Consider the following 20,315-nt stretch of genomic DNA (forward strand, 5'->3'; position numbering starts at 1 on the left):
GCGGGACCGCTGCCGTCCTTTACGATCGAGGAATGAGCACGCGCACGCGGATCCCCTTCCTCAAGGGCCACGGCACCGAGAACGACTTCGTGATCGTCCCGGACCCGGAGAACGCCCTCGACCTGAGCCCGGCCGCCGTCGCCGCCCTGTGCGACCGCCGGGCCGGCATCGGCGGCGACGGGGTGCTGCACGTGGTGCGCTCCGCCGCGCACCCGGAGGCCCGGGCGATGGCGGCCGAGGCCGAGTGGTTCATGGACTACCGCAACGGCGACGGCTCGGTCGCCGAGATGTGCGGCAACGGAGTCCGTGTGTTCGCGCGCTACCTCCAGCACGCCGGACACGTGGGCGAGGGCGATCTCGCGATCGCCACGCGCGCGGGCGTGAAGACGGTCCACATCGCGAAGGACGGTGACATCACCGTCGGCATGGGCCGCGCCCGCCTGCCGGAGGGCGAGGTCACGGTGAGCGTCGGAGAGCACAGCTGGCCCGCCCGCAACGTGAACATGGGCAACCCGCACGCGGTCGCCTTCGTCGACGACCTCGCCCAGGCCGGCACCCTGTACGACCCGCCGCCGTTCAGCCCGGCCGCCGCCTACCCCGACGGGGTCAACGTCGAGTTCGTCGTCGACCGAGGCCCCGGCCACGTCGCCATGCGCGTGCACGAGCGTGGCTCCGGCGAGACCCGCTCGTGCGGCACGGGTGCGTGCGCCGTCGCCGTCGCAGCCGCCCGGCGCGACGGGGCCGACCCGGCCGTCACCGGGACCCCGGCCACGTACACCGTCGACCTGCCCGGCGGCCGTCTGGTCATCACCGAGCGGCCCGACGGTGAGATCGAGATGACCGGACCCGCCGTGATCGTCGCCGAGGGTGAGATCGACGGTGAATGGCTGGAAAACGCCCTTCGCTGATGCGGCGTGACCGCGTGGGGGACGCCCCGCGGCTTCCGGATCAGCGGTTTCCGGTGCCCCGGGACGTTGGAAACGGCGGCCGAGACCAAGGCAGTTGGCGCAAACCCTAAACCTCCTTTTCATCGCTCGAATGGGTGATCCGTTTCACGCTCGGCGAGAGGCGGTCGGTCGGGCGTGGTGGGCTCGATAGCATCAAGCACCGGCACGGACGGGGGAACGTCGCCATCCCTGAGCCGCGTACGCCCTGGGGCCTCCGTCCGCCGGTCCACGAGCCGGAGGTGCCCATGAGTGCGGAGGCCACGAACCCTGCGACCCCTGGCCCGGTATCGCCCACCGCGTCCGCGGCAGCCACCGCCCCCGCGGTGCCCAGGGCGGACCGCAGGAAGTCCCGGCCCCGGATCGACCTGCGCAGGCTCGGTCGGGCCGCGCTGCTCGGCCCCGCCGTGCGCGGCAAACTGCCCGACGCCATCAGCCACGTCGTGGAGGCGCACCGCGCCCATTACCCCGACGCGGACCTCGACCCGCTGCGCCGCGCCTACGTCCTCGCGGAGTCCTCGCACCGCGGCCAGATGCGCAAGAGCGGTGAACCGTACATCACCCACCCGCTCGCCGTGACCCTGATCCTCGCCGAACTCGGCGCCGAGACCACGACCTTGACGGCCTCTCTGCTCCACGACACCGTCGAGGACACCGATGTGACGCTCGACCAGGTGCGGGAACAGTTCGGCGAGGAGGTTCGTTATCTCGTCGACGGCGTCACGAAACTGGAGAAGGTCGACTACGGAGCCGCCGCCGAGCCGGAGACCTTCCGCAAGATGCTCGTCGCCACCGGCAGTGACGTGCGCGTGATGTCGATCAAACTCGCCGACCGCCTGCACAACATGCGCACCCTCGGCGTGATGCGCCCGGAGAAGCAGGCGCGGATCGCCAAGGTCACCCGCGACGTCCTCATCCCGCTCGCCGAACGCCTCGGCGTGCAGGCCCTGAAGACCGAGATGGAGGACCTGGTCTTCGCCATCCTGCACCCCGAGGAGTACGAGCACACACGCGAGCTCATCGCCGAGAACGCCGCGCGCCCCGACGACCCGCTCGCCGAGGTCGCCGACGAGATGCGCGGCGTGCTGCGCGAGGCCGGCATCCAGGCCGAAGTCCTCATCCGCCCGCGGCACTTCGTCTCCGTCCACCGCGTGGCCCGCAAACGCGGACAGCTGCGCGGCACCGACTTCGGCCGCCTGCTCGTGCTGGTGAACGAGGACGCCGACTGTTACGCCGTTCTCGGCGAACTGCACACGTGCATGACGCCGGTCGTCTCGGAGTTCAAGGACTTCATCGCCGTACCGAAGTTCAACCTGTACCAGTCACTGCACACGGCCGTCGCCCGCCCCCAGGCCCGAACCGACTCGCCCGGGGGGACCCCCATCGCCGCCCAGGTCGTCGAAGTCCTCATCCGCACCCACCAGATGCACAAGGTCGCCGAGGCCGGCGTCGTCGCCCTCGGCAATCCGTACGCCCCCGCCCCCGCCGCCGACGCCCCCGCCGACGGTGAGCGCGCCGACCCCACCCGTCCCGGCTGGCTCTCCCGGCTCCTCGACTGGCAGCAGGCCGCCCCCGACCCCGACACCTTCTGGTCCACGCTGCGCGAGGACCTCGCCCAGGACCGCGAGATCACCGTCTTCCGCCCCGACGGCGGCACGCTCGGCCTGCCCGAGGGCGCCACCTGCGTGGACGCCGCGTACGCCCAGTACGGCGAGGACGCGCACGCCTGCATCGGCGCCCGTGTCAACGGCCGCCTGGCCACCCTCAGCACCGTCCTGAAGGACGGCGACACCGTCCAGCTCCTCATGGGCCAGGACCCGGCCTCCGAGCCCTCCCGGGAATGGCTGGAGCACGCCCACACCCCGGCCGCCCGCATCGCCATCCAGCGCTGGCTGGCGACGCACCCCGGCGGCGGCACCGGCGCGGAGGACATGACCGGCACCCGCGCCGAAACCGCCGAGGCCACCGCCCCCGCACGGCACGCCGATGCGGCCCCGAGCACCGCCGCGTCCCGCCCGGCGGACGCGGCACCGGCCGAGGGCACTCCCGCGACCCGGTCCCGCGGCGCCGACGTCCTCGTGGACCGGCCGGGGGCCTCCGTACGGCTCGCCCGGTGCTGTACGCCCGTGCCGCCCGACGAGATCACCGGCTTCGCGGTGCGCGGGGGAGTGGTGACCGTGCACCGGGTGGAGTGCGCCGCGGTGGCGCATATGAAGGGCAGGGGGCGCGCGGAGATCGGCGTGCGCTGGGGGGACACCACCGAGTGCCGGGTCACCCTGGTCGCTGAATCGTTCGGTCGCCCCCATCTGCTCGCCGACCTCACCGAGGCGATCTCCTCGACGGGCGTCGACATCGTCTCGGCGACCGTGGAGCCGCCCAGCCAGCAGCGGGTACGGCACACGTACACCCTCCTGCTCCCCGACGCGGCCGCCCTCCCGGCCCTGATGCGCGCCATGCGGGACGTCCCGGGCGTGTACGACGTGTCCCGCGCCCAGCATCAGGCCCCGGGCTCCTGAGGGCTGCCGCGCTTGGATCAGAAGGCTCTCCCGACCGAACCCGATCGGGTGGGCCGGGTGCGAGTCGCCGTCGTAGCGCGGGCAGGCACTGGTAGCGGTGGGACATGCTGCTCACCCCCCGCGTCGGCCCTCGTGCCTGCTCCGAGTCACGGACCCAGCCCGGGACCGGATCCCGACCCCACTCCCGGACCCGGCCCCGGGTCTTGCGGCACCGGAAGGCGGCCCTGCTCGCCTCAGCCGTCTCCGTCTGTCTCCTCGCCGCCACGGGCCCGGCCGAGCCCCTCGGCATCGGCGACCGGCTCTACCCGGAGCTGGGCAACCCGGGCTACGACGTGGCGTCGTACGACCTGTCCTTCACCTATCCCGGTACCAACGACAAGCCGCTCCAGGCCGTCACCACCATCGACGCCTGGACCACCGCCGACCTGGACCGGATCAACCTCGACTTCACGCACGGCACCGTGCAGTCCGTCGAGGTCGACGGGCGTCCCGCGGCCTTCACCAGCGCCGGCGAGGACCTGGTCGTCACCCCGGACCACGGCATCGCGGAGGGCAGCTGGACCCGGATCACGGTGAAGCACACCAGCGATCCCGTCTACGCCAAGGACCAGGACGGCGGCTGGGTGCGCACCTCCGACGGCCTTGTCATGGCCAACCAGGCCGACGCCGCCCACCAGGTCTTCCCGTGCAACGACCACCCGTCCGACAAGGCGATGTTCACCTTCCACATCACCGCCCCGAACGGCTACACGGCCGTGGCCAACGGGCTGCCCGCCGGAGCCGACCGGGTAGGCCGCACCACCACCTGGACCTACCGCACCCAGCACCCCATGGCCACCGAACTCGCCCAGGTGTCCATCGGCCGTTCCGCCGTGCTGCACCGTGAGGGACCGCACGGGCTGCCGATGCGCGACGTCGTGCCCAGCTCCGACGCCAAGGCCCTCGAACCGTGGCTCGCCAGGACGCCCGGCCAGATCGCCTGGCTGGAGAGCAAGGTCGGCACGTTCCCCTTCGAGACGTACGGCGTGCTCATGGCACAGGCCTCCACCGGGTTCGAACTGGAGACACAGACCCTCTCCCTCTTCGAGAAGAACCTGTTCACCGAGCCCGCCTACCCCAAGTGGTACATCGAGTCGGTCATGGTGCACGAGCTGTCCCACCAGTGGTTCGGCGACAGCGTCAGCCCCGCCACCTGGTCCGACGTCTGGCTGAACGAGGGGCACGCCACCTGGTACGAGCAGCTGTACGCCGAGGAAACCGCGCACCGGCCCATGGAGAAGCGGATGAAGGCCGCGTACAGCGCCTCCGACCGCTGGCGCGAGGCCGGCGGCCCGCCCGCCCGGCCCAAGGTCCCCGCCCCCGGCCAGAAGATCGGCATCTTCCGCCCCAGCGTGTACGACGGCGCCGCGCTGGTCCTCTACGCCCTGCGCCAGAAGATCGGCCGACCGGCCTTCGAGCGGCTGGAACGGATCTGGGTCCTCGAACACCGGGACTCCACCGCCACCACAGCCGACTTCGTCCAGCTGGCCTCGGCGGTCTCCGGCCGCGACCTGAGCGGCTTCCTCAAGGACTGGCTGTACGGTGAGAAGACCCCGCCGATGCCCGGCCACCCGGAATGGAAGCAGCTTTCACCGACCGGGACCGCCGGGCCCGAGGCACCGCGGAGCGCGCGATAACACGGTGACGAGACGGGCCGCCTCGTGCGACCATCTTCGGGTCGGCGCGAGACGGGACAACGGGAATCTCCCGGGGTATTCGTGCGTTGACGACATAGAGTCGGCCCAGCGGGACCGGCCACCGACGCCGTAACGGCTTCCCATCGACGTAAGGATCCAATGACCTCCTCTTCTTCCCCTTCCCAGGACACCAAGCGCCTCGCGTACGCCTATCCCGAGGGTCTTCGGGCCGATGCCCTGATGGAAGAGGACGACGCCTGGAGCTACGAGATCGACGGCGAGCGGGACGGCGACCAGTTCGACCGCTCCGAGCGCGCGGCGCTGCGCCGTGTGGCGGGCCTGTCCACCGAGCTGGAGGACGTCACCGAGGTCGAGTACCGGCAGCTCCGCCTGGAGCGGGTCGTGCTCGTCGGGGTGTGGACCACCGGCACTGCTCAGGACGCCGACAACTCCCTCGCGGAGCTTGCCGCCCTCGCGGAGACCGCGGGTGCGCTCGTGCTCGACGGTGTGATCCAGCGCCGCGACAAGCCGGACGCGGCCACCTACATCGGCTCCGGCAAGGCCCTGGAGCTGCGCGACATCGTCCTCGAATCGGGCGCCGACACGGTCATCTGCGACGGTGAGCTGAGCCCGGGCCAGCTGATCCAGCTGGAGGACGTCGTCAAGGTCAAGGTCATCGACCGTACGGCCCTGATCCTGGACATCTTCGCCCAGCACGCCAAGTCCCGAGAGGGCAAGGCGCAGGTGGCTCTCGCGCAGATGCAGTACATGCTGCCCAGGCTCCGCGGCTGGGGTCAGTCGCTGTCCCGGCAGATGGGTGGCGGTCGCGGCGGCCTCGCCACGCGTGGCCCCGGTGAGACCAAGATCGAGACGGACCGGCGACGGATCCGCGAGAAGATGGCGAAGATGCGCCGGGAGATCGCGGACATGAAGACCGGGCGCGAGATCAAGCGCCAGGAGCGCCGGCGCAACAAGGTGCCGTCCGTCGCCATCGCGGGCTACACCAACGCCGGCAAGTCCTCCCTGCTCAACCGCCTCACGGGCGCCGGCGTCCTGGTCGAGAACGCGCTGTTCGCGACCCTGGACCCGACCGTCCGCCGGGCCGAGACCCCCAGTGGCCGGCTGTACACCCTGGCGGACACCGTCGGATTCGTCCGTCACCTGCCGCACCACTTGGTCGAGGCGTTCCGCTCCACCATGGAGGAGGTCGGCGACTCCGACCTGATCCTGCACGTGGTGGACGGCTCGCACCCGAACCCCGAGGAGCAGCTCGCCGCCGTGCGCGAGGTGATCCGGGACGTCGGCGCCACCGACGTGCCCGAGATCGTCGTGATCAACAAGGCGGACGCAGCGGACCCGCTGGTCCTCCAGCGGCTGCTCAGGGTCGAGAGGCGCTCCATCGCCGTCTCGGCCCGCACCGGCCGGGGCATCGAGGAACTGCTCGGCCTGATCGACAACGAGCTGCCCCGCCCCTCGGTGGAGATCGAGGCGCTCGTGCCGTACACCCACGGCAAGCTCGTCGCCCGCGCCCACACCGAGGGCGAGGTGATCTCCGAGGAGCACACCGCGGAGGGCACCCTGCTCAAGGTCCGGGTGCACGAGGAACTGGCGGCGGACCTGGCGCCGTACGCACCGGTCTCCGCGTCCTGATCCAAGGCCATGCGAAAGGCCCGCTCCCCTTTCGGGGGGCGGGCCTTTCGCGCCTCTTCAGCCGCGAGATGGCGAAGTCAACCGCCGTTACTGCCCGGCAAACTTCTTGCTGACCGCCTCATACACGCCCTTGGCCACCGACCCCAGCCGCGGCCCGGCGAGCCAGCCCGACGTCACCGGACCGATCGAGGTGTTGGACACCAGCGCCGGCTTACCGTCGGAACCGGTCTCCACCCAGCCACCGCCGGAGGAGCCCGCGGTCATCGTGCAGCCGATGCGGTACATCGTCGGAGCCGACTGGTCGATGGAGAGCCGGCCCGGCTTGTCCTTGCACTGGTAGAGCAGCTGACCGTCGAACGGAGCCGCCTCCGGGTAGCCCGACGCCGTGATGCCGTCGACCTTCGGCACCGCGGGAGCGTTGAAGTTCACCGGCAGCGCCCCGCCGACGGTCTCCTCCAGCGACTTGCCGCCGTTGCCCTGCTCGGGCGTCACATGGATCACCGCGAAGTCGTACGGGGCACCGTTGCCGCCGGTCTCGCCGCCCTGGTCGATCCACTGCTGCGAGGTCCGCGCCGCATCGGCCCACCAGACACCGTACGGGGCGACCTCGGACCGGCTGGCGTTCTGCAGCTGAGCGACCGACTCGCCGGAGTTGTTGTACGACGGCACGAAGGCCATGTTGCGGTACCAGCCGCCGTTCTTGCCGGCGTGCACACAGTGCCCCGCCGTCCAGACGAGGTTGGACTTGCCCGGGTGCGCGGGGTCCTCCACGACCGTGCCCGAGCACACCATGTGGCCCTGGGGGGAGTCGAAGAACACCTTGCCCGAGGCGGCCGCGTTGGTGTGGTACAGCGGCGTGACCGCCTGGGCCTTCACGGGCTGCGGGGTCGGGTCCGTCACGCCCTGGTCACCGGAGATGTCGTTGTCGTTGACACCCTTGTTCGGGTCGTTGGCGTGGCGCATCCGGTTGGGATCCCACAGGCCCTTGATGATCGGGTTGATGAAGTCGTTGGCCTCGCGCAGCCAGTCTTCCTTGTTCCAGTTCTTCCAGGCGCCGTTCTTCCACTTGTCGATGTCGATCCCGTGCTCCTTGAGCCTCTGCTTGAGGTCGTCCGGGATCCTGATCTTGCCGTCGCCGATGCCGTCCGCGGTCGCCGAGGCGGTCGGCTTGTCGTCGGCCTTGTCGTCGCCGTTGCAGGCAGTGGCGGTCAGCGCCAGCGTGGAGGCGAGGGCGACCGCCGCCAGCGCGGGGGAGGTACGGCGCGCGCCCCTCCCTCGCCGAACAGTGAACGACGGCCGTATGGATCGCATGCTGTGACTCCCCCTGCTGTGAAGGTACTCGGCGCTTCGGCCGTGCCACCGGCCGCGAACTCGTGGGGAGTTCATGCCGGTCTCACGACCGTCTAGGAACGGCATCACACACTATGCGCTGGCTGTGGGGGACTTCCGACGGAACGGCAACGGTTCGGCCACAAGCCGTCTGACCAGGACAACCATCCCTGGATTGCCCGATGTGACGTCCACTCGGCGGTACGGCCTTCCGGATTGCCGTCCATGCCGTCGTCCCGTCGTGGCAATGATCTTGCGTAAACCCGTAACCCGCCGAACGGTCCACGGTTGTAGGGGTGGGGGGCCAGCTGCCTGTCTCCGGTCCCCGAGGATCAACTCGCCTCTGGACAGCGGGGAGGACAGCGAGCCGTGGCCGTTACGGAGTCGATGGCTGCAGGGATGCACGGGGAAGAGCGTGCTGTGCACGAGGGGATCCTCAGACGCCAGTCGGCGCGTGAGTCCTCCGCCCGCACCTATGCCCGGGCCCTGCCCATCGTCCCGGTCCGGGCCCGAGGGCTCACCATCGAGGGCGCCGACGGCCGCCGCTATCTGGACTGTCTCTCGGGCGCCGGAACGCTTGCCCTCGGCCACAACCATCCGGTCGTACTGGAAGCCATCCGCAGGGTCCTCGACTCCGGCGCTCCCCTCTCCGTCCTCGACCTGGCGACCCCCGTGAAGGACGCCTTCATCACCGAGCTGTTCCGCACCCTCCCGCCCGGCCTCGCCGATCGCGCCCGCGTCCAGTTCTGCGGTCCGGCCGGTACCGACGCCGTCGAGGCCGCCCTCAAACTGGTCCGGGCCGCGACCGGCCGCACCGGCATCCTCGCCTTCACCGGCGCCTACCACGGCATGACCGCCGGCGCCCTGGCCGCCTCCGGCGGAGCCCCGGACGTCCAGGTCGCCCGTCTGCCCTATCCGCAGGACTACCGCTGCCCCTTCGGCGTCGGCGGAGCGCGCGGCGCCGAACTCGCCGCCCGCTGGACCGAGTCCCTCCTGGACGACCCCAAGTCGGGCGTGCCCCTGCCCGCCGGGATGATCCTCGAACCCATCCAGGGCGAAGGCGGAGTGATTCCCGGACCGGACGACTGGCTGCGCCGTATGCGCCGGCTCACGGCGGACCGCTCCATCCCACTGATCGCCGACGAGATCCAGACCGGAGTGGGCAGGACGGGCGCCTTCTGGGCCGTGGAGCACAGCGGCGTCACCCCTGACGTGATGGTCCTGTCCAAGGCCATCGGCGGCAGCCTCCCACTGGCCGTGATCGTCTACCGCGACGATCTCGACGTCTGGCAACCCGGCGCCCACGCCGGAACCTTCCGGGGCAATCAGCTCGCCATGGCCGCGGGCACCGCCACCCTCACCTATGTCCGAGAGAACGGCCTCGCCGAACGCGCGGCCGACCTCGGCTCCCGCATGCTGAACCAACTCGGCGAACTCGCCGACACGTTCGCGTGTGTGGGCGAGGTGCGGGGGCGTGGACTGATGATCGGGGTCGAGCTGGTGGACCCGGCGCGCGCCGGGTCCGAGCCCCTCGACCACAGCCCCGCGGCCACGGGGCTGGAGCCCTCCCGCACCCCGTATCCGGCGGCGCCCGAACTCGCCGTGGCAGTACAGCGGGAGTGCCTCCAGCGCGGCTTGATCGTCGAACTCGGCGGCCGCCACTCGGCGGTGGTCCGGCTGCTTCCCCCGCTCACGATCAGCGAGGAGCAGGCGGCGGCCGTTCTGGACCGGCTGTCGGACGCGGTGGCCGCGGTCGCCCGCAGTTACGAAGAGCACGGCCCACACGGCCCACACCACGGCGGACACCACGGCCCTGGCCAACGCGCGGGCTGAGAGCCACACCCACACCGCCCGGCCCTCGAAGCCGGCACCAGCCTCACGAACACCGACCTTGCTCATCCAACTGCATCTCCTTCCAAGGACGCTCAGGCCGAAACGGGCTCCCATGACACATCCCCAGCCCTCTCGCCCACGCCCGCTCTCCCCGCCGACCCGGCCCTTCGACACGGCCGAGCCGACCGTCGGCGCCGCCGAGGCAACCATCGGCCGGGAGAACGCTGCTCGAGCGACGGCACGAGCCCAGCACCACCCCAGCCAGCCACGAGGAGCCGTCATGAACGCCACTCCCACTCCCGACGGCAGCTCCGGCGCTCCCGACGACCAGGGAGACTCCGCCACCCCGGTCGCTCCCGTGCCGCTCGCCGAGTCGGTTCCCCAGCAGAAGCGGCGCACCGCGGATCTCACCCGTGTGACCGAGCCCGGCGCCGACCTGCTGGACCATCCCGACCCGCATATCGCGGCCCAGGCCGCCGCCGTGGAGAACCTGCTGCGGTGCTGGGTACGCGAGACCAGCCTCGCCGCCCCCACCAGTGGGACCCTCCGCCTCCCGCTTCCGGCCAGCGGCATCTCCCTGCTCGTGCCGGTCCGCTACTGGTCGCCCACCGGCTCGCACCGCTTCGGTCCACCACACCTGACCAGCGCCCCCGAGGCCGCCCCGGCCGTCGACGCCGTCACCCTGGCGGCGCTGCTCGCCCGGGAGACAGCCGGAGACACGGGCAGCACCTCCCGCGCCCCGGACTCCAATGCGGCCTGCCGCCACGACGACGGCGGCCTCGTGGCCAGGGTGGCCGACTCCCTCCGCCGCACCGCGGCCTTCATCCGCGACCGGCGCGAGCAGCCCACCGACGCGCCCGACCTCTTCCTCTCCGCAGAGCAGGCTCTCCTCCTCGGACACCCCCTGCACCCGACACCCAAGAGCCGGGAAGGTCTGACCGAGGCAGAAGCCCGCCTCTACTCACCGGAGCTGCGTGGCGCCTTCCCCCTTCACTGGATGGCTGTCGCCCCCTCCCTCCTCGCGACCGACTCGGCCTGGACCGAGCGCGGTCGCCCCGTCCCCGCCGACCATCTCACCCGGCGCCTCGCCGCAACCGACCTCCTCCTGCCCGACGGCCACGCCGCCCTCCCGCTGCACCCGTGGCAGGCCCGCGAGCTGCGCCATCGCGAACCCGTCGCCGCCCTGCTCGACTCCGGTCTCCTCCGCGACCTCGGTCCCCTCGGCGCTTACTGGCATCCCACGTCCTCCGTGCGCACGGTCCACCGATCCGGCGCCCCCGCGATGCTCAAGCTGTCGCTGGGACTGCGCATCACCAACTCCCGCCGGGAGAACCTGCGCAAGGAACTCCATCGGGGAGTCGAGGTGCACCGACTGCTGCGCACCGGCCTGTTCAAGCAGTGGCAGGCCGTACACCCCGGCTTCGACATCGTCCGCGACCCCGCCTGGCTCGCCGTCGACGACCCGGACGGCCGGCCCGTGCCCGGACTCGACGTGATGATCAGGCACAACCCGTTCAGCCCGACCGACAACGTCGGCTGTGTCGCCGGTCTCGTCTCGCCCGGGCCCGTTGCCGAACCCGAAGGCAGCTCCTGCGTCCAGCAGCCGGCCCGGCCCATGCGCTCCCGGCTGGCCCAGCTTGTGGCGAAGCTCGCCGCACGCACCGGGCGGCCCGTCGGAGCCGTTGCCGCGGAGTGGTTCCTCCGCTACCTGGAGCAGGTCGTCCGCCCCGTGCTCTGGCTGGACAGCGAGGCCGGCATCGCCCTCGAAGCCCACCAGCAGAACACCCTGCTTCTGCTCGACGGCGACGGCTGGCCCGCCGGCGGCTACTACCGCGACAACCAGGGCTACTACTTCCGCGAGTCCCGGCGAGCCGAACTGGATGCCCGGCTGCCCGGTATCGGTGAGCGCAGCGACACCTTCGTCTCCGACGAGGTCACCGACGAACGCTTCGTCTATTACCTCGCCATCAACAACGTGCTCGGCCTGATCGGCGCGTTCGGCTCCCAACGCCTGGCCGACGAACGACTCCTCCTCGCGGCCTTCCGGCGTTTCCTCACCGATGTCGCCGCAGGACCCAACGCCCTGCGCACCTCCCTGCCCCGCCGCCTGCTCGACTCGCCCGTGCTGCGGTGCAAGGCCAACCTGCTGACCCGGTTGCACGGCCTCGACGAACTCATCGGCCCGGTCGACACCCAGTCCGTCTACGTCACCATCGCCAACCCCCTTCATTCCTGAGCGAATCGAACCGTCTCTCCGCACTTCCGAGGACCATGACCCACCTCGTCTCCTGAGAGGAGCGCACCATGCCTCCCACCGACGCGAACGCCGCCCCCGGTGCCGGCCCTGCCTGTCCGGGAGCCCCCGTCGGCCCTGGCGCCCCTGGCCCCCGCGCGGACAGCATGAGTGTCCTGCGGGCCCCCTTCACCGGCTTCGCCATCGAGGACGACGACGGGGACAGCGAGGACACGCTGGACCTGCATCTGCCCGCCGAGTTCCTCGCGCTCTTCGCCGGAGGGACGGCCTACCTCCTGGACCAGCTCCCCACGTGGGGCCCGGTGGTCACTCGCGTCGGCTCCTTCCAACTGGTTCCTGTCCGTATCGATGAAGACCTGCTGCTCATCCATCGCTGGATGAACGACCCCGCCGTCGCGGAATTCTGGGCGCTGGCCGGGCCCCAGAACCGGACGGAGGACCACCTGCGCGCCCAACTCGAGGGCGACGGACGCAGCACGCCGTGTCTGGGCCTGCTGGACGGCACACCGATGAGCTACTGGGAGATCTACCGGGCAGACCTGGATCCGCTGGCCCGCCGCTATCCGGCTCGTCCGCATGACACCGGGATCCACCTCCTCGTCGGCGGAGCGGCGGATCGAGGGCAGGGACTGGGATCCGTCCTGCTCCGCGCCGTAGCCGACCTGATCCTGGACCGGCGCCCCGCCTGCGCACGGGTCGTAGCGGAACCCGATCTTCGCAACACCCCCTCCGTCGCAGCGTTCCTGAGCGCCGGCTTCCGGTACGCGGCCGAGGTCGACCTGCCCGGCAAGCGGGCCGCCCTCATGATCCGTGACCGAGTCCTGCGCGATGTTCTGTAGCGTTGTGTGACTGGACGCTCACATGTAGTACGAAGCACGGGGCGCTGGGGTTCCCGCGTTCCGAGAAATTTCCGAAGCCAATTTCCACCAGGAGCCCGGCCGTGATCCCGCCCTCCCTCGCCGTCTTGATCGCCCGTTTGTCGGTGCCGGGCCGTAGGGTGGTCGGGCTATGACGAAGCCCTCCCTCCCCGAACTCCTGCATGCCGCTGTCACCGCTGTCGGCGGCACGGAGCGCCCCGGCCAGGTGACCATGGCCGAAGCGGTCGCCGAGGCGATCGACGACGGATCCCACCTGCTGGTCCAGGCCGGCACCGGCACCGGTAAGTCGCTCGGCTATCTCGTGCCGGCGCTCGCGCACGGGGAACGGGTAGTCGTCGCGACGGCCACACTCGCGCTGCAGCGCCAGCTCGTGGAACGCGACCTGCCGCGCACGGTCGAGGCCCTGCACCCGCTGCTGCGCCGCCGGCCGGAGTTCGCGATGCTCAAGGGCCGGTCGAACTATCTGTGCCTGCACCGCCTGCACGAGGGCATGCCGCAGGACGAGGAGGACGGCCTCTTCGACCAGTTCGAGGCCGCCGCGCCCACCAGCAAGCTGGGCCAGGACCTCCTGCGGCTGCGGGACTGGTCCGACGAGACGGAGACGGGCGACCGGGACGACCTCACCCCGGGCGTGTCGGACCGCGCCTGGGCGCAGGTGTCGGTGTCGTCGCGGGAGTGCCTGGGCGCGTCGAAGTGCGCCTACGGTGCCGAGTGCTTCGCGGAGATGGCCCGCGAGCGCGCCAAGCTCGCCGAGGTCGTAGTCACCAACCACGCGCTGCTCGCCATCGACGCCATCGAGGGCGCGCCGGTGCTGCCGCAGCACGAGGTGCTGATTGTGGACGAGGCGCACGAGCTCGTCTCGCGGGTCACCGGCGTCGCGACCGGCGAGCTCACGCCCGGCCAGGTCAACCGGGCGGTGCGCCGCGCCGCCAAGCTGGTGAACGAGAAGGCCGCCGATCAGCTCCAGACCGCCGCCGAGGGCTTCGAGCGGCTGATGGAGCTGGCCCTGCCCGCCCGTCTGGAGGAGATCCCGGAAGACCTCGGCTATGCCCTGATGGCGCTGCGGGACGCCGCCCGGACGGTCATCTCCGCGATCGGTGCGACGCGCGACAAGTCGGTGCAGGACGAGGACGCCGTCCGCAAGCAGGCCCTGGCCTCGGTGGAGACGGTGCACGACGTGGCGGAGCGGGTCCTGAACGGCTCGGAGTGGGACGTCGTCTGGTACGAACGGCACGATCGCTTCGGTGCGTCCCTGCGGGTCGCTCCCATGTCGGTCTCGGGCCTGCTCAGGGAGAAGCTCTTCGCCGACCGCGCCGTCGTCCTCACCTCTGCGACCCTCAAGCTGGGCGGCGACTTCAACGGCGTCGGTGCGTCCCTGGGCCTCGGCCCCGAGGGTGTGGAGGGCGAGGACCTGCCGAAGTGGAAGGGCGTCGACGTCGGCTCGCCCTTCGACTACCGCAGGCAGGGCATCCTCTATGTCGCCAGGCATCTCTCGCGCCCCGCGCGTGACGGAGAACGTTCCGACATGCTCGACGAGCTGACCGAACTCATCCAGGCGGCCGGTGGCCGCACGCTCGGGCTGTTCTCGTCCATGCGGGCCGCGCAGCTCGCGGCGGAGGAGCTGCGCTCCCGGATTCCCGAGTTCCCGATCCTGCTCCAAGGCGAGGAGACCCTCGGCGAACTGATCAAGAACTTCGCGGCCGACCCGAAGACCTGCCTGTTCGGGACCCTGTCTCTGTGGCAGGGCGTCGACGTGCCCGGCTCCAGCTGTCAGCTCGTCGTCATGGACAAGATCCCGTTCCCTCGTCCCGACGATCCGCTGATGAGCGCCCGGCAGAAGGCGGTGGAGGACGCGGGCGGCAACGGCTTCATGGCGGTGGCGGCCACCCACGCGGCCCTGCTCATGGCCCAGGGTGCCGGCCGGCTCGTCCGCGCGTCGGGGGACCGGGGTGTGGTCGCCGTACTGGACCAGCGGCTGGCCACGGCACGGTACGGCGGCTATCTCAAGGCGTCACTGCCGGACTTCTGGTACACCACGGACCGTAACCAGGTACGCAAGTCGCTCGCGGCGATCGACGCGGCGGCGCAGGCGGCGGAAGCGCAGCAGGCCGAGGCTAAATGATCGCGGGGTAGCCTGACCGGCGCCGGTCAGGCTACCCCGCGATGCGAAAGCACCGTGCAGCCCGCTGGACACAGCAGGGCCCCGGAACCGGCGCAGGGGTTCCGGGGCCCGGTCAGGGAGCGAGCCGGCCATACGGCCCGCCCGCCGCAGGCGTCACACGCGCCGCAGCACCGCGACGACCTTGCCCAGAATGGTCGCGTCGTCACCGGGGATCGGCTCGTAGGCCGCGTTGTGCGGGAGGAGCCAGACATGGCCGTCCTCGCGCTTGAAGCGCTTGATGGTGGCTTCGCCGTCGAGCATCGCCGCCACGATGTCGCCGTTCTCGGCGACCGGCTGACGGCGGACGGTGACCCAGTCGCCGTCGCAGATCGCGGCCTCGATCATGGAGTCACCGACGACCTTCAGCACGAACAGCTCACCGTCGCCGACGAGCTGGCGGGGGAGAGGGAAGACGTCCTCGACGGACTCTTCCGCGAGGATGGGGCCACCTGCGGCGATGCGGCCGACCAGCGGGACGTACGACGCGGCGGGCTTGCCGGCGGTGTCCGTGGGCTGCACGGTCACGGCCTGGTCCGAACCTCGGACCTCGTACGCGCGCGGGCGGTGCGGGTCGCGGCGCAGAAAGCCCTTCCGCTCCAGCGCCATCAGCTGGTGGGCCACCGAGGAGGTGCTCGAGAGACCGACGGCCTGCCCGATCTCCCGCATCGACGGCGGGTAACCGCGCCGCTGTACGGAGTCCCGGATGACTTCGATCACGCGGCGCTGCCGGTCGGTGAGCCCGGAGCTGTCCGCCCGGATGCCTGGAGGTCGGCCCGGCAGGGAACGCTTGTGTCCCTCGGGATTCGTGGCTTCGTTCATCACGTGTACCGGCTCGACTCGTCCCTGGGAGCGGTCCTGGGCGGTGATGGTGGCACTGTCTGCGGTGGTGGTCACGTCGGCCCCTCTCGATGGTCTCCCTGCTGGACAACGGTAGTTGCTTTCGAAAGGTTGCGCCAAACACACGTTCGAGTGAAAAAGTGCGATTCACCTGACGCGATCATGTGTCTGGGTGTATCGCTGACACGCCACCGGGCGGGCAAAAGCGCCCATTGTTGTACTCTTCACCGCTGAGGTTGCCGACCTCGTGGGTCGCTGCCCCAGTCTGCCATCCGGAACCTGCTCGTCCGGGCTCCGGGTCCCTTCTGTGCCGGAGTCCCACGCGTCCTCCGTGCGGCGCCCACGCTATCTCCGTAAGCCTCACAGCGATACGGCTCTGCGCCCGCGTGTCTCTGCGGGCTCTGTGCAGGTCAGCGTCCGCTTCCTTGTCTCGCGACACGCGAGTTGGCTTCGATGTATGAGCCAAGCCCCACATCTAGTGGTTGGATTGCTGCGCCAGCCCAGAAGTTGTGGTCCCCCCGGTCCGAGGTGACTCGGCGATCGCCTATGCTTAGGGCTGCTTCGCGGGGCTCATGTGGCCTGGTGAGGTTTTTGAGTCTGCTGTGAGGAGGGTTGGAGATCATGCACTGCCCCTTCTGCAGGCACCCCGACAGCCGTGTGGTCGACAGTCGTACGACCGACGACGGCACGTCGATCCGCAGGCGCCGCCAGTGCCCTGACTGCTCCCGTCGTTTCACGACCGTGGAGACGTGCTCGCTCATGGTGATCAAGCGGTCCGGGGTCACCGAGCCTTTCAGCCGTACCAAGGTCATCAATGGCGTGCGCAAGGCATGCCAGGGACGGCCTGTCACCGAGGACGCGCTCGCCCAGCTCGGCCAGCGGGTCGAGGAGGCGCTGCGAGCCACCGGAAGCGCCGAGCTGACCACCCATGACGTGGGGCTGGCCATACTCGGCCCGTTGCAGGAGCTCGACCTCGTCGCCTATCTGCGATTCGCCTCCGTCTACCGGGCGTTCGACTCGCTCGAGGACTTCGAGGCTGCCATCGCGGAGCTGAGGGAGGCGACGCGAGGCCCCGCCGCGGACGAGGAAGTCGCGGGAGCGGGGAGTCAGGAAGACGACCGCGGGCGCGGCGGGACCACTCAGGTCCCCGTGCCCGCCCACATCGCCGACTGACCGGCGGGCCGGAATCCGGAGAAGAGCCGGGTTCCGGCCGCCAGGCGGCGACCGAAGACCTGTTGCGGGCGGCAGCTGAGGGTGCCCGCAACACAAGACAGAACACCGTGCCACGGGAACAAACGGGGCACTTCAGGGCGTTTTGCCCGTACAGGGAGGCGGCATGACAGAGACGGCGAGCGGTCCGGCACGAGGTTCCCGAGCCAAGGGCACCAAGGCGGGTAACAAGGGACTGCACATCGAGCGCATCCACACCACCCCTGGCGTGCACCCGTACGACGAGGTTTCGTGGGAGCGCCGTGACGTCGTCATGACCAACTGGCGCGACGGCTCGGTCAATTTCGAGCAGCGTGGCGTCGAGTTCCCCGACTTCTGGTCGGTGAACGCGGTCAACATCGTCACCAGCAAGTACTTCCGTGGTGCCGTCGGCACCCCGCAGCGCGAGACCAGCCTCAAGCAGCTGATCGACCGCATCGTGAAGACGTACCGGAAGGCCGGCGAGGACCACAAGTACTTCGCCTCGCCCGCCGACGCCGAGATCTTCGAGCACGAGCTGGCCTACGCCCTCCTGCACCAGATCTTCAGCTTCAACAGCCCCGTCTGGTTCAACGTGGGCACCCCGCAGCCCCAGCAGGTCTCCGCCTGTTTCATCCTGTCCGTCGACGACTCCATGGAGTCGATCCTCGACTGGTACAAGGAAGAGGGCATGATCTTCAAGGGCGGCTCCGGTGCCGGCCTGAACCTCTCCCGCATCCGCTCCTCCAAGGAACTGCTGTCCTCCGGTGGCAACGCCTCCGGTCCGGTCTCCTTCATGCGCGGCGCCGACGCCTCCGCCGGCACCATCAAGTCCGGTGGTGCCACCCGCCGCGCCGCCAAGATGGTCGTGCTCGACGTCGACCACCCCGACATCGAGGACTTCATCGAGACCAAGGTCAAGGAGGAGGAGAAGATCCGCGTCCTGCGCGACGCGGGCTTCGACATGGACCTGGGCGGCGACGACATCACCTCCGTCCAGTACCAGAACGCCAACAACTCGGTCCGCGTGAACGACGAGTTCATGAAGGCGGTCGAGGAGGGCGACAAGTTCGGCCTGCGCGCCCGTATGACCGGTGAGGTCATCGAGGAGGTCGACGCCAAGGCGCTCTTCCGCAAGATCGCCGAGGCCGCCTGGGCCTGCGCCGACCCGGGCATCCAGTACGACGACACCATCAACAACTGGCACACCTGCCCCGAGTCCGGCCGGATCACCGCGTCGAACCCGTGCAGCGAGTACATGCACCTGGACAACACGTCCTGCAACCTGGCCTCGCTGAACCTGATGAAGTTCCTGAAGGACGACGGCAAGGGCAGCCAGTCCTTCGAGACCGAGCGCTTCCAGAAGGTCGTCGAGCTGGTCATCACCGCGATGGACATCTCGATCTGCTTCGCGGACTTCCCGACCCAGAAGATCGGCGAGAACACGCGCGCCTTCCGCCAGCTCGGCATCGGCTACGCCAACCTCGGCGCCCTGCTGATGGCCACCGGCCACGCCTACGACTCCGACGGCGGCCGCGCCCTCGCCGGCGCCATCACCTCCCTGATGACCGGTACGGCCTACCGCCGCTCCGCCGAGCTGGCCGCGGTCGTCGGCACGTACGACGGCTACGCCCGCAACGCCGACGCCCACAAGCGCGTCATGGCGCAGCACGCCGACGCCAACGGCAAGGCCGTCCGCATGGACGACCTGGACACCCCGGTGTGGGCCGCCGCCACGGAGGCCTGGCAGGACGTCGTCCGTCTCGGTGAGAAGAACGGTTTCCGTAACTCGCAGGCGTCCGTCCTCGCCCCGACCGGCACCATCGGTCTCGCGATGTCCTGCGACACCACCGGTGTCGAGCCCGACCTTGCGCTCGTGAAGTTCAAGAAGCTGGTCGGCGGCGGCTCGATGCAGATCGTCAACGGCACCGTCCCGCAGGCCCTGCGCCGCCTGGGCTACCAGGAGGAGCAGATCGAGGCGATCGTCGCCCACATCGCCGAGCACGGCAATGTGATCGACGCCCCCGGACTGAAGCACGAGCACTACGAGGTGTTCGACTGCGCCATGGGCGAGCGCGCCATCTCCCCGATGGGCCACGTCCGCATGATGGCCGCGATCCAGCCGTGGATCTCCGGCGCCATCTCCAAGACGGTCAACATGCCGGAGACGGCGACCGTCGAGGAGGTCGAGGAGATCTACTTCGAGGCCTGGAAGCTGGGCGTCAAGGCGCTCGCGATCTACCGCGACAACTGCAAGGTCGGCCAGCCGCTGTCGGCCAAGAAGAAGGAGACCGAGGAGAAGAAGGCCGAGGAGCCCGCGGCCGTCGAGGCCAAGGTCGAGAAGGTCGTCGAGTACCGCCCGGTCCGCAAGCGTCTCCCCAAGGGCCGCCCGGGGATCACCACGTCCTTCACGGTCGGTGGCGCCGAGGGCTACATGACCGCCAACTCCTACCCGGACGACGGTCTCGGCGAGGTCTTCCTGAAGATGTCCAAGCAGGGCTCGACCCTCGCGGGCATGATGGACGCCTTCTCCATCGCGGTCTCCGTCGGCCTCCAGTACGGCGTGCCGCTGGAGACGTACGTCTCGAAGTTCACCAACATGCGCTTCGAGCCGGCCGGCATGACGGACGACCCGGACGTGCGGATGGCGCAGTCGATCGTCGACTACATCTTCCGCCGCCTGGCGCTGGACTTCCTGCCCTTCGAGACCCGTTCCGCGCTCGGCATCCACTCCGCCGAGGAGCGTCAGCGGCACCTGGAGACCGGTTCCTACGAGCCGAACGAGGACGAGGTCGACGTCGAGGGTCTGGCCCAGTCCGCGCCCCGCGCGCAGGAGCTGAAGGCGGTCGCCACGCCGAAGGCCGAGTCCGAGGCGGCCAAGCCCGCCCCGAAGCAGGCCCACACCAGCGCCGAGCTGGTGGAGATGCAGCTGGGCATCCAGGCCGACGCCCCGCTGTGCTTCTCCTGCGGTACGAAGATGCAGCGGGCCGGTTCCTGCTACATCTGCGAGGGCTGCGGCTCGACCAGCGGCTGCAGCTGATGAAGCGCG

At 70.2% G+C, this 20,315-nt stretch carries 12 protein-coding genes; 10 read left to right on the plus strand and 2 right to left on the minus strand.

Going from position 1 to position 20,315, the window contains the following annotated elements:
* Positions 1-32: 32 nt before the first annotated feature.
* The 4 genes from dapF to hflX all read left to right on the plus strand — a co-directional run bounded on the left by dapF (position 33) and on the right by hflX (position 6,786).
* Positions 33-908: a diaminopimelate epimerase gene (gene dapF, locus ACZ5NH_RS28350; protein WP_468779134.1), complete on the plus strand. Its 876-nt coding sequence runs from the start codon at positions 33-35 to the stop codon at positions 906-908.
* Between the two features lie 284 nt (positions 909-1,192).
* Positions 1,193-3,460 (plus strand): RelA/SpoT family protein, encoded by a 2,268-nt coding sequence (locus tag ACZ5NH_RS28355; RefSeq protein WP_468779135.1) that lies wholly within the window; start codon positions 1,193-1,195, stop codon positions 3,458-3,460.
* A gap of 104 nt (positions 3,461-3,564) precedes the next feature.
* Positions 3,565-5,136, plus strand: a complete 1,572-nt coding sequence (locus ACZ5NH_RS28360) for a M1 family metallopeptidase (protein WP_468779137.1) — start codon at positions 3,565-3,567, stop codon at positions 5,134-5,136.
* Positions 5,137-5,295: 159 nt separating this feature from the next.
* Positions 5,296-6,786: a GTPase HflX gene (hflX, locus tag ACZ5NH_RS28365; RefSeq protein ID WP_468779139.1), complete on the plus strand. Its 1,491-nt coding sequence runs from the start codon at positions 5,296-5,298 to the stop codon at positions 6,784-6,786.
* 87 nt (positions 6,787-6,873) lie between these two features.
* Here hflX and ACZ5NH_RS28370 read toward each other — a convergent pair whose 3' ends face one another.
* Positions 6,874-8,097, minus strand: coding sequence for a trypsin-like serine peptidase (locus ACZ5NH_RS28370; RefSeq protein WP_468779141.1), 1,224 nt, complete (start codon positions 8,095-8,097; stop codon positions 6,874-6,876).
* Positions 8,098-8,502: 405 nt separating this feature from the next.
* Between ACZ5NH_RS28370 and ACZ5NH_RS28375 the strand changes: the two genes are divergently transcribed.
* The 4 genes from ACZ5NH_RS28375 to ACZ5NH_RS28390 all read left to right on the plus strand — a co-directional run bounded on the left by ACZ5NH_RS28375 (position 8,503) and on the right by ACZ5NH_RS28390 (position 15,202).
* Positions 8,503-9,948 (plus strand): diaminobutyrate--2-oxoglutarate transaminase family protein, encoded by a 1,446-nt coding sequence (locus ACZ5NH_RS28375; protein ID WP_468779147.1) that lies wholly within the window; start codon positions 8,503-8,505, stop codon positions 9,946-9,948.
* Positions 9,949-10,228: 280 nt separating this feature from the next.
* Positions 10,229-12,184: an IucA/IucC family protein gene (locus tag ACZ5NH_RS28380; protein WP_468779149.1), complete on the plus strand. Its 1,956-nt coding sequence runs from the start codon at positions 10,229-10,231 to the stop codon at positions 12,182-12,184.
* 68 nt (positions 12,185-12,252) lie between these two features.
* Entirely contained in the window at positions 12,253-13,041 is a 789-nt protein-coding gene (locus tag ACZ5NH_RS28385) for a GNAT family N-acetyltransferase (RefSeq protein ID WP_468779151.1), read from the plus strand.
* Positions 13,042-13,210: 169 nt separating this feature from the next.
* Entirely contained in the window at positions 13,211-15,202 is a 1,992-nt protein-coding gene (locus tag ACZ5NH_RS28390) for an ATP-dependent DNA helicase (protein ID WP_468779153.1), read from the plus strand.
* Between the two features lie 153 nt (positions 15,203-15,355).
* Here ACZ5NH_RS28390 and lexA read toward each other — a convergent pair whose 3' ends face one another.
* Positions 15,356-16,135 (minus strand): transcriptional repressor LexA, encoded by a 780-nt coding sequence (lexA, locus tag ACZ5NH_RS28395; RefSeq protein ID WP_468779155.1) that lies wholly within the window; start codon positions 16,133-16,135, stop codon positions 15,356-15,358.
* 564 nt (positions 16,136-16,699) lie between these two features.
* On the opposite strand from lexA, the gene nrdR reads away from it, so the two are divergent.
* Positions 16,700-17,251 carry a transcriptional regulator NrdR gene (nrdR, locus tag ACZ5NH_RS28400; protein ID WP_468779157.1) on the plus strand — a complete coding sequence of 184 codons (552 nt, stop codon included), beginning with the start codon at positions 16,700-16,702 and terminating at the stop codon, positions 17,249-17,251.
* 163 nt (positions 17,252-17,414) lie between these two features.
* Positions 17,415-20,306, plus strand: a complete 2,892-nt coding sequence (locus ACZ5NH_RS28405) for a vitamin B12-dependent ribonucleotide reductase (protein WP_451555871.1) — start codon at positions 17,415-17,417, stop codon at positions 20,304-20,306.
* Positions 20,307-20,315 lie beyond the last annotated feature (9 nt).

The sequence above is a fragment of the Streptomyces sp. NPDC031426 genome (assembly GCF_055581585.1).

Excerpts from the sequence above, each read along its gene's own strand:
- ACZ5NH_RS28405 (WP_451555871.1), top strand. The coding sequence starts at position 17,415 with ATGACAGAGACGGCGAGCGGTCCGGCACGAGGTTCCCGAGCCAAGGGC.
- ACZ5NH_RS28355 (WP_468779135.1), top strand. The coding sequence starts at position 1,193 with ATGAGTGCGGAGGCCACGAACCCTGCGACCCCTGGCCCGGTATCGCCC.
- ACZ5NH_RS28390 (WP_468779153.1), top strand. The coding sequence starts at position 13,211 with ATGACGAAGCCCTCCCTCCCCGAACTCCTGCATGCCGCTGTCACCGCT.
- nrdR (WP_468779157.1), top strand. The coding sequence starts at position 16,700 with ATGCACTGCCCCTTCTGCAGGCACCCCGACAGCCGTGTGGTCGACAGT.
- hflX (WP_468779139.1), top strand. The coding sequence starts at position 5,296 with ATGACCTCCTCTTCTTCCCCTTCCCAGGACACCAAGCGCCTCGCGTAC.
- ACZ5NH_RS28380 (WP_468779149.1), top strand. The coding sequence starts at position 10,229 with ATGAACGCCACTCCCACTCCCGACGGCAGCTCCGGCGCTCCCGACGAC.
- dapF (WP_468779134.1), top strand. The coding sequence starts at position 33 with ATGAGCACGCGCACGCGGATCCCCTTCCTCAAGGGCCACGGCACCGAG.
- ACZ5NH_RS28375 (WP_468779147.1), top strand. The coding sequence starts at position 8,503 with ATGGCTGCAGGGATGCACGGGGAAGAGCGTGCTGTGCACGAGGGGATC.
- ACZ5NH_RS28360 (WP_468779137.1), top strand. The coding sequence starts at position 3,565 with ATGCTGCTCACCCCCCGCGTCGGCCCTCGTGCCTGCTCCGAGTCACGG.
- ACZ5NH_RS28385 (WP_468779151.1), top strand. The coding sequence starts at position 12,253 with ATGCCTCCCACCGACGCGAACGCCGCCCCCGGTGCCGGCCCTGCCTGT.
- ACZ5NH_RS28370 (WP_468779141.1), bottom strand. The coding sequence starts at position 8,097 with ATGCGATCCATACGGCCGTCGTTCACTGTTCGGCGAGGGAGGGGCGCG.